General features: G+C 71.5%; 14 protein-coding genes and 1 pseudogene. 5 read left to right on the plus strand and 10 right to left on the minus strand.

Annotated features, from left to right (window positions below):
- Positions 1-102: 102 nt before the first annotated feature.
- Positions 103-936 carry a patatin-like phospholipase family protein gene (locus ABZU75_RS19745; protein WP_355555891.1) on the minus strand — a complete coding sequence of 278 codons (834 nt, stop codon included), beginning with the start codon at positions 934-936 and terminating at the stop codon, positions 103-105.
- Between the two features lie 218 nt (positions 937-1,154).
- On the opposite strand from ABZU75_RS19745, the gene ABZU75_RS19750 reads away from it, so the two are divergent.
- From ABZU75_RS19750 to ABZU75_RS19760, 3 genes are read left to right on the plus strand one after another with little or no spacing between them, the layout of a single operon-like run.
- Positions 1,155-2,075 carry an ABC transporter ATP-binding protein gene (locus tag ABZU75_RS19750; RefSeq protein WP_355555893.1) on the plus strand — a complete coding sequence of 307 codons (921 nt, stop codon included), beginning with the start codon at positions 1,155-1,157 and terminating at the stop codon, positions 2,073-2,075.
- Positions 2,044-2,847 carry an ABC transporter permease subunit gene (locus ABZU75_RS19755; protein WP_355555895.1) on the plus strand — a complete coding sequence of 268 codons (804 nt, stop codon included), beginning with the start codon at positions 2,044-2,046 and terminating at the stop codon, positions 2,845-2,847. The genes ABZU75_RS19750 and ABZU75_RS19755 overlap by 32 nt, the downstream gene beginning before the upstream one ends.
- The gene (locus tag ABZU75_RS19760; protein ID WP_355555897.1) at positions 2,847-3,884 is read left to right on the plus strand and encodes a helix-turn-helix domain-containing protein; all 1,038 of its coding nucleotides are present in this window, start codon (positions 2,847-2,849) and stop codon (positions 3,882-3,884) included. The genes ABZU75_RS19755 and ABZU75_RS19760 overlap by 1 nt, the downstream gene beginning before the upstream one ends.
- Before the next feature lie 117 nt (positions 3,885-4,001).
- Here ABZU75_RS19760 and ABZU75_RS19765 read toward each other — a convergent pair whose 3' ends face one another.
- From ABZU75_RS19765 to ABZU75_RS19795, 7 genes are read right to left on the minus strand one after another with little or no spacing between them, the layout of a single operon-like run.
- Positions 4,002-4,964 carry a quinone oxidoreductase gene (locus tag ABZU75_RS19765; protein WP_355555899.1) on the minus strand — a complete coding sequence of 321 codons (963 nt, stop codon included), beginning with the start codon at positions 4,962-4,964 and terminating at the stop codon, positions 4,002-4,004.
- Positions 4,965-5,023: 59 nt separating this feature from the next.
- Positions 5,024-6,808 carry a serine/threonine-protein kinase gene (locus ABZU75_RS19770; protein WP_355555901.1) on the minus strand — a complete coding sequence of 595 codons (1,785 nt, stop codon included), beginning with the start codon at positions 6,806-6,808 and terminating at the stop codon, positions 5,024-5,026.
- A gap of 37 nt (positions 6,809-6,845) precedes the next feature.
- On the minus strand, positions 6,846-7,541 hold the full coding sequence (locus ABZU75_RS19775; protein ID WP_355555903.1) for an HAD family phosphatase: 696 nt from the start codon (positions 7,539-7,541) through the stop codon (positions 6,846-6,848).
- Positions 7,531-8,664, minus strand: a complete 1,134-nt coding sequence (locus tag ABZU75_RS19780; RefSeq protein ID WP_355555905.1) for an ABC transporter ATP-binding protein — start codon at positions 8,662-8,664, stop codon at positions 7,531-7,533. The genes ABZU75_RS19775 and ABZU75_RS19780 overlap by 11 nt, the downstream gene beginning before the upstream one ends.
- Positions 8,661-9,518, minus strand: a complete 858-nt coding sequence (locus ABZU75_RS19785) for an ABC transporter permease subunit (RefSeq protein ID WP_355555907.1) — start codon at positions 9,516-9,518, stop codon at positions 8,661-8,663. The genes ABZU75_RS19780 and ABZU75_RS19785 overlap by 4 nt, the downstream gene beginning before the upstream one ends.
- Positions 9,506-10,384 (minus strand): ABC transporter permease subunit, encoded by an 879-nt coding sequence (locus ABZU75_RS19790; RefSeq protein WP_355555909.1) that lies wholly within the window; start codon positions 10,382-10,384, stop codon positions 9,506-9,508. The genes ABZU75_RS19785 and ABZU75_RS19790 overlap by 13 nt, the downstream gene beginning before the upstream one ends.
- On the minus strand, positions 10,381-11,421 hold the full coding sequence (locus tag ABZU75_RS19795; protein ID WP_355555911.1) for an extracellular solute-binding protein: 1,041 nt from the start codon (positions 11,419-11,421) through the stop codon (positions 10,381-10,383). Before ABZU75_RS19795 ends, ABZU75_RS19790 begins: the two co-directional genes overlap by 4 nt.
- Before the next feature lie 558 nt (positions 11,422-11,979).
- On the opposite strand from ABZU75_RS19795, the gene ABZU75_RS19800 reads away from it, so the two are divergent.
- Both ABZU75_RS19800 and ABZU75_RS19805 read left to right on the plus strand, forming a co-directional pair.
- On the plus strand, positions 11,980-12,735 hold the full coding sequence (locus ABZU75_RS19800) for a GntR family transcriptional regulator (protein WP_355555913.1): 756 nt from the start codon (positions 11,980-11,982) through the stop codon (positions 12,733-12,735).
- Between the two features lie 6 nt (positions 12,736-12,741).
- On the plus strand, positions 12,742-13,074 hold the full coding sequence (locus ABZU75_RS19805; protein WP_355555958.1) for a DUF6504 family protein: 333 nt from the start codon (positions 12,742-12,744) through the stop codon (positions 13,072-13,074).
- Positions 13,075-13,206: 132 nt separating this feature from the next.
- Here the strand turns inward: ABZU75_RS19805 and ABZU75_RS19810 are convergent.
- Positions 13,207-13,782 (minus strand): annotated as a pseudogene (locus tag ABZU75_RS19810) (DUF4328 domain-containing protein); the annotation flags it as partial.
- A gap of 110 nt (positions 13,783-13,892) precedes the next feature.
- On the minus strand, positions 13,893-14,543 hold the full coding sequence (locus tag ABZU75_RS19815) for a response regulator transcription factor (RefSeq protein WP_350921515.1): 651 nt from the start codon (positions 14,541-14,543) through the stop codon (positions 13,893-13,895).
- Positions 14,544-14,652 lie beyond the last annotated feature (109 nt).

Genomic DNA, 14,652 nt, shown 5'->3' on the forward strand with positions numbered 1-14,652 from the left:
GGGTGTCTGGCTCTGACGGGTTGATGGTCGGTATGGAGGGGAGTGCCGGTTCCCCCGGGGGAGCCGGTGTGTGCGGCCGCTGGGGGCCTCGGGGTGGGGAACTCAGGTGGACGAGTTACGGGCCAGGTAGTCGGACGAGGCCTGGTACGCCCGTTCTATGTATCCAGATATATTCGATATATCCCGATAACGCAGCTGGGCCAGATCCATTCCCGGGCGTATTTCGCCACCCGACGGCATGACGTGGACCTCGATGTCGCCCGGCAGGGTGGCCATCTCCTCGGCGAAGCGGTGCCGCCTGGCGATCTCGAAGGCGGTCATCCCGACCTCCCACGGGCGCCGCGGCACCAGCAGGGGACGCTCGATCCTGCCCACGTGCAGCACGTAGACCCGGCGGGCGCCCAGCGCGACCGCGCGGCCGACCGGGATGCTGTGCACCAGCCCGCCGTCGAGGAAGTGCTCGCCGCCGATGCGGACCGGGGGCAGCAGCCCGGGGACGGCGCAGGAGGCCAGCACCGCCTCGACCAGGGGGCCCTCGGTGAACCAGTGCGCGGTGGCGCGCTCGACCGAGGCGGCCACGCACTGGAACGGCACCGCCAGGTCCTCGATCCGGGAGACGGAGAGCGTCCGGGTCAGCAGGTCGCGCAGCGGCTGGCCGGAGTGCAGGTGGGTGCCGGTCCTGGCGAGGGTGGACAGCCGGGTCACCCACGACCCCGCGAACGCGGTACGGACCACGTTCGAGCCCCACAGCGTGGTCAGGCGCGCGACCGCGTCACCGGGGGAGGCGGCGAGCACGACGCCGTTCAGCGCGCCCACGGACGTGCCGACGATCACATCGGGCTTGATACCCGCCTCGTCGAGTGCCCGCAGCATGCCCACCTCGTAAGCGCCGAGGACCCCTCCGCCGCCGAGGACGAAGGCGGTGTCCACGCTCATCGCTCCTCCATAGGTTGCCAGGCGGCCCGGTGCCGCGCGATTCGTCAACGACCTCACGATAGACCGCGCCGGGGATCGGTACGGCCCCCCCGGGGGGGCGCGGCCCCGGTGTCACGACGGGTCGGCGGGGCGGGGTCCGGATTCGGGCAAGGAAAAGGCGGCCAACTGTCGGGATCCGGCCATGGCCCCCGCACCGGCGGGCGGGCACGATCGGGTGCATGACAGCGGTGGTGGAAACCGAGGGGCTCACCAAGTTCTACGGCGGGCGCCGGGGACTTGAGGATCTCGACCTGGAGATCCGGCCCGGGGAGGTGTTCGGGTACCTCGGCCCGAACGGCGCGGGAAAGACGACCACGATCCGGCTGCTCCTGGACGTGATCCGCCCCACCAGGGGCCGGATGACGGTCCTTGGCAGCGATCCCCGCGAGGCGGGCGTGCGGAGCCGGATCGGTTACCTGCCCGGCGAGCTGGCCCTGGAGGGCAGGGAACGGGCGGGAGACTACCTCGCCTTTCTCGGCGCGGTACGCGGCGGCGTGCCCAGAGGCCGGATCACGGAGCTGGCCGAGCGGCTGGAGGCCGACCTGGCGGTGCCGATGGGCAAGCTCTCCAAGGGCAACAAGCAGAAGGTCGGGCTCATCCAGGCGTTCATGCACGAGCCGGAGTTCCTGATCCTCGACGAGCCGACCAGCGGCCTGGACCCGCTGGTGCAGCAGGAGTTCCTGGCGATGATCCGCGAGGTCCGCGCCTCCGGCCGTACCGTGCTGATGTCCTCGCACGTGCTGGCCGAGGTCGAGCACGTCTCCGACCGGGTCGGCATCGTACGAGCCGGCAGGCTGGTCGCGGTGGAGGACGTCGCCGCGCTCCGCGAGAAGGCGGTGCGCCAGGTGGAGTTCCACTTCGACGCGCCGGTGCCCCGCGAGGCGTTCGAGAACCTGCCCGGCGTGCGGGACCTGCGGGTGGAGGGCGCCGGGGTGCGCTGCACCATCGACGGCCGCCCGGACGCGCTGGTCAAGGCGGCGGCGCGGTTCACCGTGGTGCACATGGTCAGCGCCGAGCCCGACCTCGAAGAGATCTTCCTGACCTACTACAGCGATGAGGAGGCGCGTCATGCCCGTGCTGGTGTCGAAGAGCCTGCGTGACTACCGGCGGGCGCTGCTCGGCTGGACAATCGGGATCAGCGCGTTCTTCGGGCTGTACCTGGCGTACTACCCGACCATCGTGAGCAACCCCGAGCTCTACGGGCAGGTGGCGCTGACCAAGTTCCCCGGGGCGATGCGCGACCTCATGGGCGGTCTGGAGGACGGCTTCACCAGCGGCCCCGGCTACCTGCAGACGCTGGTCTACCAGCTGTTCGGGCCGATGCTGTTCATCATGTGCGCCGCGGTGATCGGTAACCGGGCGATCGCCCAGCCCGAGGAGACGGGCACCCTGGAGCTGACCCTCACCCTCCCGATCACCCGCAGGCGGCTGGTCCTGGAGCGCTTCGCCGCCCTCGCCCTCGCCCTGCTCGGCGTGACGGCGGTCACCTTCCTCGTCGTGCTCGGCCTGGCCTCGGCCGTCGGCATGGACGTTCCGGCCGACCGGATCCTGGCCGGTCACACCGGCGTCTTCCTGCTCGCCCTCTTCTTCGGCACGCTCTGTCTGACCGTCGGCGCGTTGACGGGACGCAGGGGGGTCGCCCTGGCGGTGGTCGGGGTGGTCGCGGTGGCCGGCTACGTGGTCGAGACGATGGGCAGGGACGTGGACGGGGTGTCCTGGCTGCGCTGGATCTCGCCGTTCCACTACTACCTCGACGGACGGCCGATCCAGCAGGGATTTCCCGCGTGGGAGTATCTCGTGCTGGTAGGGGCGATCGTCGCGCTGGTGCTGACCGCGATACCGGCCTTCGACAGGCGTGACGTGGGAGTCTGATGGACGAGCTGCTCGGCGGCCATCTCCGGACGTTGAGGGAGGCGGCCGCCACCGGCAGGCCGCCGGGCAGAGCCGAGCTCGACGACTGCCGCGCCGCCGGTGCGCTGGCCGCGGAGCGGGGCGTGTCCGTCCGTGCCCTGGTCGAGGCGGCACTGGCCATGGCCGAGTCGGTGAGCCCCGCCCCGTTTCCGGCCCTGCGGCGTACGGTCTCCGCGCTGATGGAGGGGTACGAGGACGCCCAGCGGTCCGCGCTGCGCCAGGAGGAGTTCGCGCGCCGGGAGTTCGTCGACGACCTGCTCCAGGGGCGCGTCCACCGGCTCGCCGAGCGGGCCGAGCACTTCGGCCTCCGCCTGGCCGAGAGCTACGCGGTCGCCGTCGCCCGCCCCGCCGCCCACGTCGGCGGCGGGGCGGACGGCGGGCTCGCCGAGGGGACGGCCCGGCGGATCGAGGACGCGCTGATCGCCCGGTTCGGCTCGCACAACGTGCTGGTCGCGGTCCGGGACGGGATGCTCGTCTGCGTGGCGCCGGGCGGCCTCGCCGCCGCGACCGGCGAGTTCACCCACCACGTCCGCCGGCTGTTCGCGCCCGGCTGGCGGGTCGGTCTTGGCAGGGCACACCGAGGCCCCGGCGGGGTGGTCGCCTCCTATCGTGAGGGTGCCAACGCCATCGAGCTCGGCGACCGGCTGGGGTTGCGCGCCCCCGTGCTGAAAGCCGCCGACCTGCTGGTCTTCCCGGTGCTGCTGCGGGACCGGGCGGCCATCGAGGACCTGGTGACGACGGTGCTCAGCCCGCTGCTCGAGGCGCGGGGCGGTCCCGAGCCGCTGCTCGCCACGCTGGAGGCGGTCTTCGCCTCCCAGGGCAACCAGACCGCCGCCGCGCGCAGGCTCGGCGTCAGCACCCGGGCGGTGACCTACCGGCTGGAGCGGATCCGCCGCCTCACCGGGTTCTCACCGGACGATTCCACCCAGCGTTTCACCCTGGAGACGGCGGTCCTGGGCGCCCGGCTGCTGGACTGGCCCGCCCAGCCGCTGCGCTGACCGCCCCCGCCGTACGCGGAGCCCCGGTGGCCCGTCACCGAAGAACAGGGTGACGGGCCCGGGTCGACACCGGACGCGGCACCCTTTGACGCGCCTCCGCGCGTTCCCGCACGCCCGTCAGGGGATCAGTAGCACCTTGCCGGTCGTACGGCGGGATTCGAGGTCCGAGTGGGCGCGGGCGGCCTCCGCCAGCGGGTAGCGGTTGGAGATGTGCACCCGGATCCGCCCGTCGGCCACCCAGCCGTAGATCTCGGAGGCCCGCCAGACGAGCTCGTCGCGGGTGGCGATGTAGGCGTTCAGGCTGGGGCGGGTCAGGAACAGGGAGCCGTTCCTGGCGAGGATCTGCGGGTCGACGGGTGGGACCGGGCCGCTGGCCTGGCCGTACAGCGCCATCATGCCGCGCGGGCGCAGCGAGACGATGCTCTCGTCGAAGGTGGCCGCGCCCACGCCGTCGTAGACGACGTGCACGCCGGAGCCGGTCAGCTTGCGGACCGCGTCGGGGAAGTTCCGGTAGCGGAGCACCTCGTCGGCGCCCGCCTGGCGGGCCAGGGCCTCCTTCTCCTCGGTGGAGACCGTGCCGATCACCCGGGCGCCGCGCAGCTTGGCGATCTGGGTGAGCAACAGGCCCATGCCACCGGCGGCGGCGTGCACCAGCACGTCGTCACCGGCCTTCACCGCGTAGGTGGAGTGGGTCAGGTAGTGCGCGGTCAGTCCCTGGAGCGTGATGGCCGCCGCGGCCTCGGGCGCGACCCCCTCGGGCACCGAGAGCAGCTTGGAAGCGGGCACCGCGACCCTGGAGGCGTAACTGCGCGGCACAGACGCCCAGGCGACGGTGTCGCCGACGGCGACGTCGTGGACGTCCTCGCCGACCGCGACGACGGTGCCCGCGCCCTCCTCACCGGGGATGAAGGGCAGGGAGAGCGGGTAACGGCCCATCCGGTGGTAGATGTCGATGAAGTTCACGCCGGAGGCGGCGACGTCGACCAGGACCTCCCCGGGGTTCACCTCGGGGTCCGGATGGTCGTCGACATAGGTGAGAACCTCGGGGCCGCCGGTGGCGGAGACGGCTATGGCGTGCATCGTGCTGAACTCCTTCGATCTGTCAGTGTCCCGATCGTCCCCGACACCGGGCGGATCACTCAGGGCTGCCCGGTGGCGGCAGGGCCGTGCAGTGTGAAGTTGTCGAACGCGGTCCTGAGCACGGCGTCGCTGTTCTCGCCGACCCGGGCGATCACGCCCACCAGGCCGTTGGGCAGCGGGTTGGTGTCGAGGAAGGACTGCGCCCGATCGCCGTTGACCCACATGTTGAGCTGCACGCCTCTGTCGACCCCGGTGCACTCGGCTTGAAGGCGGGCGGTCTTCCCCTTGGGCAGGTCGACCTTGACGGGTTTGGTGAGCTCGCCCCCGGCGCTCTTGACGGTCTTGCGGATGCGGGCGTTCCCCGCGGTGTCGAGCAGGAACTCGTACCGGGTCGCCTTGTTGTCGTCCTCGCCCCGGCAGAACAGTCCGTACTCGCCCATGCCGATGCTGCCGGAGCGGATCGTGATGTCGGTGCCGAGCAGGATCCGGCTCGGCGTGATCGGTGTGGGGCTCGCTGTGGGGTCGGGGGTGGCGGGGGGTGTGGGCACGAAGGGGATCGGGGCCTGCTCCCGCTTGATGGGGTAGTAGCCGCTGACGTCGATGGCGTAGTAGCCGTCGGGGGCGTAGCCGTAGCCGTAGGTGTCAGCGAGCGGATTGTAGGCGCCGCCGCTCCAGCCGGTGCCGCTCTGGGTGAAGTCGTCCTGGTAGAGCAGGGTGAGGTTCTCCGGGGGGCCGCCGGGGGATAGGACCAGACTCAGGCCGAACGCGCCGGCCACCACCAGGGCCGCCGCGGCCGCTCCGATGACCAGCTTGCGGCGCTTGGCCGACTGTTCGCGCGGAAAGATCCCGAGATCGCTCTGCGGACCCAGGAGCGTGTGGCCGGGGCCCGTCTGCGGGTTGCCGGAGATCGTGTAGCCGGGCTGGGAGGACATCGAGGTGGGGGTCCACCGGAGGTCGTCGGTCCCCGGGGCGTTCGCGGGTCCTGCCGGCTGCCCCTGCCAGGAGGCCTGAACCGAGTGGGCGGTCTGCTCGGGCGCGGCGGAGCGGCCCACCAGGTGGTCGAGGAGCTGCTGGGAGGTGGGCCGGTGCCGCGGGTCCTTGGCCAGGGCGTGGCCGACCAGCTCGCGCAGCGCGGGCTCCATGCCCTCCAGGGTGGGCTCGGTGTTGAGCACCTGGTACAGCACCGCGGGCAGCGCCTCGCCGCCGAACGGAGCTCGCCCGCTCGCGGCGAAGGCCATCAGGCAGCCCCACGAGAACACGTCGCAGGCGGCCGAGACCGGCTCGCCGCGGAGCACCTCGGGCGCCATGTAGCGGGGGGTGCCGAGGATCTCCCCGGTCCCGGTCATCCCGCTGAGCGTGTCCAGCGCGCGGGCGATGCCGAAGTCGATCACGCGGGGGCCGACCGGGGAGAGCAGCACGTTGGAGGGCTTGAGGTCGCGGTGCACCACCCCGGCGGCGTGGATGGCGGTCAGCGCGGTCGCCACCCCGACGGCCAGCGCGTCCAGGCTGGAGCCGTGCAGCGGCCCGCCGGACTCCACCGCCTCCTCCAGGTTGGGGCCGGTGACGTACTCGGTGACGACGTAGAGCTGGTCGCCGTCGAGCGCCGCCTCGATGACCGCGGCCGTGCAGAACCTGCGGACCCGCTGCGCGGCGTCGGCCTCCCTGCGGAACCGCATCCGGAACCGCTCGTGCTGGCTGTACTCCGAGTTGATGACCTTGATGGCGACCTGTTGCCCGTCGGGGGACTCGCCGAGATAGACCGTGCCCATCCCGCCGCGGCCCAGCCTGCTGAGCAAGCGGTATCGGCCTATCTGTAGTGGTTCGTCGGGACTGAGGTTGTTCACCTTTGTACCTAACCGCGTACGCCATCACATGAGTGGTTCAGCCTATCGATCTCTGGCCGCTCGCCAGCTGTCGCAACAGCGGAAGGTCCACTTTTTCCAGGCCGTCCACGGCCAGCACGCCCTCCCGCGCCATGCCGCCCGTGACCGACACCACCCGGCATCCGGCCGCGCGGGCCGCCGCGAGCCCGGTCGGGCTGTCCTCCACCGCCACGCACTCGCCGGGGTCGACGCCCAGCTCGGCGGCCGCCCGCAGGTAGGGGTCCGGCAGCGGTTTGCCGCGCGCGGTGTCCTCGGCGGCCACGACCAGGGTGAACCGCTCGGCCCCGACGGTCTGGAGCACCATGTCCACGATGCGCCGGGGGGAGGCGCTGACCAGCGCCGCGGGTACGCCACCCGCGCCCAGGTCGTCCAGCAGCCGGATCGCGCCGGGCAGCGGCGTCACCCCGCCCGCGATCCGCTCGGCGAAGGCGTCGGTGAGCCGCGCCCCCACCCGTTCGACGGTGTCCGCTCCACCGGGGGGCGCGGACGCGCCGGAAGCGGTGGACGACGCGCGCCTTACCAGGTGGGCGGCCACGTACTCGACCGGGCGGCCGAGCACGTGGCCGGTGTCGGCCTCGGCCAGTTCCAGACCCGACTCCGCGGCGACCGCCGCGCACGCCTGCCACCACATTCCCTCGGTGTCCACGAGTGTGCCGTCCATGTCGAACAGGACGGCGCGGAGCTCACCCGACACCCGCGGGATCCTCCGACGCCTCGGACGCATCCGGCCCCGAGGGCTCCGGGAGCCCCGAGGGCTCCGGGAGCCCCGAGGGCTCCGGGAGAGCGGGGGCGGTGCGCGCCGCGACGAGGACAGGCCGCTGCACGAGGGCGACGTCCACCCGCGTGCCCGGCGCCAGCCGCACCGCGTCGTGTCCCGGTACGTCGCTGAGGATCTCCAGCTCGCCCAGCCGCACCCGCAGCCGCGCGACCGAGCCGCGGAAGGAGGAGGCCACGATCGTGGCACTTCCCTCGGGGGAGGGCGTGACCAGCACCGCCTCGGGACGGACCAGCACGTCGACGTCGGAGGCGGAGGGCAGCGGGCCGTCCACCGGCATGAGCCGGCCCAGGACCGTGACCTCCTGACCGGACAGGTGGCCGGGGACGTGGTTCATCGCGCCGACGAACTCCGCGACGAACGGGGTGGCGGGCCGGTCGTAGACCTCGGCCGGGGGACCGCACTGCTCCAGCCGCCCGGCGCGCAGCACCGCGACCCGGTCGGCGACCGACAGGGCCTCCTCCTGGTCGTGGGTGACGAAGATGGTGGTGATGCCCAGTTCGAGCTGGAGCCGGCGGATCTCCTCGCGGAGCGTGACACGGACCTTGGCGTCCAGCGCGGACAGCGGCTCGTCGAGCAGCAGCACGCGCGGCTCCAGCGCCAGCGCCCTGGCCAGGGCGACGCGCTGCTGCTGACCGCCGGAGAGCTCGTGCGGGTAGCGCTGGGCATGCGCCGGCAGGCCGACCAGCTCCAGCAACTCGGCCGCCCGCGCGTGCCGTCTGGCGGTGGGCACCTTGCGGACCCGGAGCCCGAAGGCCACGTTGTCCCTGGCGTTGAGGTTGGGGAACAGGCTGTAGGACTGGAAGACCATACCCGCGTCCCGCCGGTTGGCGGGGACCCGGGTGATGTCCTTGCCGTCCACCAGCACCGCCCCGGCGTCGGGGTGCTCGAACCCGGCGACGCAGCGCAGCGCCGTGGTCTTCCCACAGCCCGACGGGCCGAGCAGGGCCATCAGCTCGCCCTGCTCCACGGTGAGGTCCAGGCCGTCCAGCGCGACCGTACGGCCGAACGCGCGGCGCAGTCCTCGGAACTCGACGGTCACGAACGCTTCCTTCCCGCACCCGAGAGGGTGAGCAGCAGCAGCCAGATGAGGAGCAGGCTGATGATCGACAGTGCCACGGAGAGCTGCCCGTCGTTCCCGGAGATGGTGACGATCCAGACCGGGAAGGTCTGGTAACCGAGCAGGGCGGCGACCGTGTACTCGCCGAGCACCAGCGCGAGGGTGAGGAACGAGGCGCTGGCGATGGCGGAGCGGATGTTGGGGATGATCACCCGGAACAGCACGTACGGCCACGAGGCGCCCAGGTTGCGGGCCGCCTCCACCAGGGTCCGCACGTCGATCGCGCGCAGCCCGGCGTCCAGCGACCGGTAGGCGAACGGCAGCGTCAGCACCACGTACGCCAGCACCAGGACGATCGGGAACCGCTCGTCCTGGACGGCGATCAGCGTCGCCCAGAGCGGTGTGGCGGCCAGCGCGTCGATGCCGCCGCGCAGTGCCGTGCTGATGCCGACCACGTAGGTGATCGGCGGCACGACCAGCGGGAGCGTGGCGATCAGCTCCAGCACCGGCCCCAGCCTCGACGCGCCGAGCCGTACGGCCAGCATCGCCGGAAGGGTCAGCAGCAGCACCGCGACGATGGTGGCGGTGGCCAGCCCGAGGGAGAGCAGCAGGCTGGACAGGAAGCCGGGCGCCGACAGGATCCGGCCGTAGGCGGCGAGCGAGAAGCCCTGCCCCTCGGAGTAGACGGTGAACCAGAACGACACGGCCATCGGCACGACGAAGTAGAGCGCCGCGACGACCAACACGACCCCCCGCCAGGCCCGTCGCTGCCCGGGGCGGGCGGTGGGGCCCGGGCCGCCGGAAGTGACGTCGGGCAGGGCGGCTACCGCAACCATCGGGAACTCCTCCTCTGCAGCGGCAGGTAGACCGCCATCACCAGCAGCGCGATGACGATCATGTCGAGGCTCAGGGCGAGCGCGATGTTCTCGTAGCCGATGAGGACGTCACCGGTGAGCGCGTCGGCGATCTGCAGGGTGACCAGCGGGACCGTGCTGCCGACCATGGCGGCGGCGGTGGCGTAGGCGGCGAACGCGCCGCCGAACAGCAGGACGACGCCGCCGAGCAGCGCGGGGGTCAGCACCGGGATGCCGACGTGGCGCCAGAACTGCCAGGTGGTGGCGCCGCTGTTCTGCGCCGCCTCCCGCCACTGCGGGCGCAGGCCGTCCAGCGCCGGGGTCACCACGAGTACCATCAGCGGCACCGAGAAGTACAGGTAGACCAGGGCCAGGCCCCAGAAGTTGTACAGCGCGCCGGGGCCGATGCCCAGCGCGGTGGTGAGCACCCCCGAGTTGCCCAGGGTGGCGATCCAGATGAAGGCCAGCGGCACGCCGCCGAAGTTGGCCAGCACGCCGGAGAAGGTCAGCACCGCCTCGCGCAGCGCCGTGAAGCGAGAGGTGATCACGGCCTGGGCCAGGAACGTCCCGAGGACCGCGGCGACCACCGCCACCACCGCCGACAGCTGCACGCTGCTGAGCAGGGCGTTGAGGTAGGCGCCCTGCAGGCTCCTGGACAGGTTGGCGGTGCCGATGGACGACACCCTGGTCGCCGGGTCCCTGACGGTGAACGCCCCGACGAGCAGGGTGACCGCCGGAATGCCGAACGCCACGGTCACCACGACCAGCAGCGGCAGGGCGCCCAGCCAGTTCTTGGATCGGCCGTGGCCGCCGCGCGGGGCGGCGGCCGTGACCGTGCGGGCCGTCATCCCGAGACCGCGGCGCCCCAGCCGTTCGCCAGGACCTCCTTGGCCTTGTTGACCTGCGCCTCCGACGGGAAGGTGGGCTCGCCGTCGACGGGCGGGAGGTTGGCCTCGGCGGCCTTGTCGACCGAACCGTCGGCCTGCATGGCGGGCAGCAGGACCGGGCGGGCGAAGCCCCCGAGGTAGAGGTTCTGGCCTTCAGTGCTGTAGAGGAACTCCTGCCACAGGCGCGCGGCGGCCGGGTGCGGGGCGTCCTTGTTGATGGCCTGGGCGTACAGCTGGAAGTACTCGCCGTCGCTGGGGATGACGGTCTTCCAGTCGATGCCCTTCTCGGCCATCTTGGGGGCGTAGGCGGCGTTGTTGTAGTCCCAGTCGATGCTGATCTGGGTCTCGCCCTTCTCGATGGTGGCCGGGGTGGTCTCCACCGGGTTGAAGTTCCCGCTCTCCTTGAGCTTCTTGAAGAAGTCCAGGCCGGGCTGGATGTCGTCGAAGGAGCCGCCGTTCGCGAGGGCCGCCGCGTACACGCCCGCGAACGCCGAGCCGGACTTGGTCGGGTTGCCGTTCAGGGCGATCTTGCCCTTGTACTCGGGCTTGAGCAGGTCGGCGTAGGTCTCCGGGCACTTGTCGATCTTCTTGGCGTCGCAGCCGATGGAGATGTAGCCGCCGTAGTCGTTGAACCAGAGGCCGGAGGGCTCCTTCTGGTTCTCGGGGATCTTGTCCCACGTCTGGACCTTGTACGGCGCGAACAGGCCCTCGGCGGCGCCGCTGATCGCGAAGGACTGGCCGATGTCGAGAACGTCGGGGGCGCGGTCCTGGCCCTTGCGGGTCTTCACCGCGTTGATCTCGTCGGCGCTGGCGGCGTCGGGCGTCTCGCTCTCGATCTCGATGCCGTACTTCGCCTTGAACGTCTCGATGATCTTTCCGTAGTTGGCCCAGTCCGGCGGCAGGGCGATGACGTGGAGCTTGCCCTCCTTCTTGGCGGCCTCGACGAGCTTGTCCAGCCCGCCGAAATCGGCCGCGGAGGTGGCGGTTCTGGCGTCCACGCCGGCCGCGGAGCCTCCGTCGGAGGCGGCTCCCGACGGGGTCGACGTGCCGGGGGCGGCCCCGCACGCGGTGGCTCCCACCAGGAGGAAAGCGGCCAGGCCTGCAAAGCGAACTCGGGATGCGATCACTGTGTCTCCCAAGGGGGTGTCGCGCAATATTTCACGAAAGTAGACGAACTTGTACAAACAAGCTAGACCTCGTATGCCGTGAATAAGTTGCTGTTTGGTGAACGCATGGAGTACATGGGTGAAATGCGAAAATCGCAGCTGTGTGGGTGATTCAGGGGTGTTTAGGGTGGAGGTCGGTCTCGTCGGTCGGTGCGCGCAGCCAAGCGGCGCGCCATCGCGCCCACCGTCGGGGACAGGCGTGGGAACAGGAGCGGGAACCGCGGTGGGAACAGAGTCGGATGTCGGGCCGAATGCGAGGGCGGTTCTGAGAGGCGAGGCGGGATTGCGCGGTCGCCGGACGTTCGCGGGCGTCCTGAAGGGGGCGCGGGTGTTGGAAGGCACACGGGAAGGAATCCCGTCGTTCGGGGGCTCGGGAGAAAGGAGCCGGGTGTGACCCCCCGTTACCTGGGCATCGCGGAGAGGCTGCGCGACGCGATCATGCGAGGCGAGTACGCCGTGGGGGCCCAGCTGCCCTCGGAGGCCGATCTGGCCACCCGCTTCGCGGCCTCCCGGGGCACGATCCGCCAGGCCGTCGCGGTGCTCGCCACCGAGGGCCTGGTCGGCTCCCGGCAGGGGGCCAGGCGCATCGTGCTCGGCCGCGAGCGCAGCCAGAGCTTCGCCGAGCTGCACAGCTTCGCCCAGTGGGCGCGGGCGATGGGCTACCGGGTCAGCGGGCAGGTGCTGCAACAGCGTCGCAGGGGCGCCGACGCCACCGAGGCGGCCCGGCTGGCGCTCCAGCCGGGCGAACCGGTGCTGTCGGTGCTGCGGCTTCGTTCCCTGGAAGGCGAGCCGGTGATGCTGGAGCGCACGACCTACGCCGGGTGGATCGCCCCGGCCGTCGAGCGGATCGAACCCGGCTGCGAGTCGATCACCCGGGCCCTCTGCGACAGCGTCGGCCTCGTCTTCGCCTACGGCGAGCACCTCATCGACGCGGTGGCCGCCGGCGTGCAGGACTCCAGGCTGCTGGCCGTGCGCAGGGGCAGCCCGCTGCTGCGTCAGCGCCGGGTCACCACCACCCACGAGGGCCGGCCCGTCGAGTGGTCCGACGACCGCTACCGCGCGGGCAGCGTGACCTTCAGCATCCGCAACTCGGTGGACGCCAACCCGCTGGTACGGCAGATGGGTGACTTGCGCCCGACTCGATGAGAACGTATGTTCGATACGGCGGGCCCGCCTTCCCCCGGGCACTCATCCGAAGCCGCGGGGAGAAGAGGCGTCTTGAACCGACTCTACGGCGACCCTGTCGAGGTGTGGACCCGCGAGGGACGGCCCGTCCAGTTCGTCTGGCGAGACCAGCTCTACACGGTCCACCGGATTCTCGACCACTGGGTTGTCGCGCGCGAGTGGTGGAAGGTCTCCGACAGAGATCCGGGCGAGCGCCGGTTCTGGCGAGCCGAGGCCGCCACCGGTGGCCAGGTCGGCACCTACGAGCTCCGGTTCGACACCGCGGGCGAGGGCTGGCTGCTGATCAGGGCCTGGGACTGACTCCCCGCCCCAGGCCGCGGCCACGCCCCAGGATCCGATCCCGCCCCGGCGTCCGGCACGCTCCGGACGGTGCACCGGGATCCGGCGCCGGTGCCTGGCGCCTGCGGTCTGGATCCCGGTGATCTGCCGGACCGTCGCCGCGCAGAGCAGTGCGGCGACCGTGACGGCGGTCAGCTCGGGCGGGCCGAAACCGGTCAGGCCGGTGCCCGCCTGGGACACGCCCGGCCAGAGCCGTACCAGCACCAGCGTGAGCGCGACCAGCCAGCTCAGCCACCAGGCGGCGAGCAGCACCCGCCAGCGCGGGCGGCGGTCGGCCGGCGGACGGGAGGCCCGCCACAGCCGGTCGACCAGCACGACGGGGGCGACGAGGTTGACCACCGGCACGAACCAGCTCGCCAGGACGGTGGCCACCGCGGGCCGGTCGGCGCACTGCCGGGCACGGAGCAGCCAGTTCAGGTACGCGACGACGGCGGCGATCGCGGCCGTGGCGAAGAAAATGATCAGGATGGCGAAGACCGTCACCGCGCCGAAGATCGCGTCGGCACCGGGGGCGTGGGGGTCGCCGCCGAGTTTCGAGATCTCCAGGACGAGGCGCCGGCCACGGGCCTGTTCGAACACCGCCAGGGCGGCGGTCGCGACCACCAGGGTGGTAAGGGTGAAGTAGACGGCCGAAGCCGACCTTTTCTGTAGAGATGGGATAGAGCGCATGTATATCTCCCCCCGCCATGCGCTGAGGACCTGCCCTTTTTCTATCCCGTCAGCCCTTTCGCTAATCAGCCCACTCGGACCACTCTGTCCACTTGGCCAACTCGGCTCGCTCAGCTCACGGTGCCCGACTCCCAGGCCCACGCGGCGATCTCCACCCGGTTCCTGGCGCCGAGCTTCGTCTGGATGCTTCCCAGGTGCGTCTTCACCGTCGACAGCGACACGAACAGCTCGGCGGCGACCTCCTGGTTGGTCCGTCCCCTGGCCACCAGGCGTACGACGTCCAGCTCGCGCTCGGTGAGGGGCTCGCGGGGCGGCCGGCGGGCACCGGCCCGCGGGTGGGCCAGGTGTTCGAGCAGGCGTACGGTCACCGAGGGCGACACCAGCGCGTCCCCCGCCGCCGCGGCCCGGATCGCCTCGATGAGCAGGGTCGGCCCGCTGTCCTTGAGCAGGAAACCGGTCGCTCCGGCGCGCAGCGCTCCGTAGACGTACTCGTCCAGGTCGAAGGTCGTGACGATGACCACCTTCATCGGGTTGGGCACCCCCGGTCCCGCCAGGAGGCGGGTGGCCTCCAGGCCGTCCAGCTTGGGCATCCGGATGTCCAGCAGGCAGACGTCGGGCCGCAGCCGCCGCGCCAGCTCGACGGCCTCGGCTCCGTTGGCGGCCGTCGCCAGGACCTCCATGTCCTCCTGGGCGTCCAGAATCATCTGGAACCCGGTCCGCACCAGTTCCTGGTCGTCAGCGATGAGCACCCGAATCGTCACCCGATGGATTCTGCCAGCCCGGCGCCGGGCAACGGTTCGGCATTCACCGACAAACCCAGCCGGAGGTGGGCAGGCCCGGCTTTCAGCACAGGGCGCCCGCGTCCGGCCC

The sequence above is a fragment of the Streptosporangium sp. NPDC005286 genome (assembly GCF_040607515.1).
Classification (GTDB): domain Bacteria; phylum Actinomycetota; class Actinomycetes; order Streptosporangiales; family Streptosporangiaceae; genus Streptosporangium.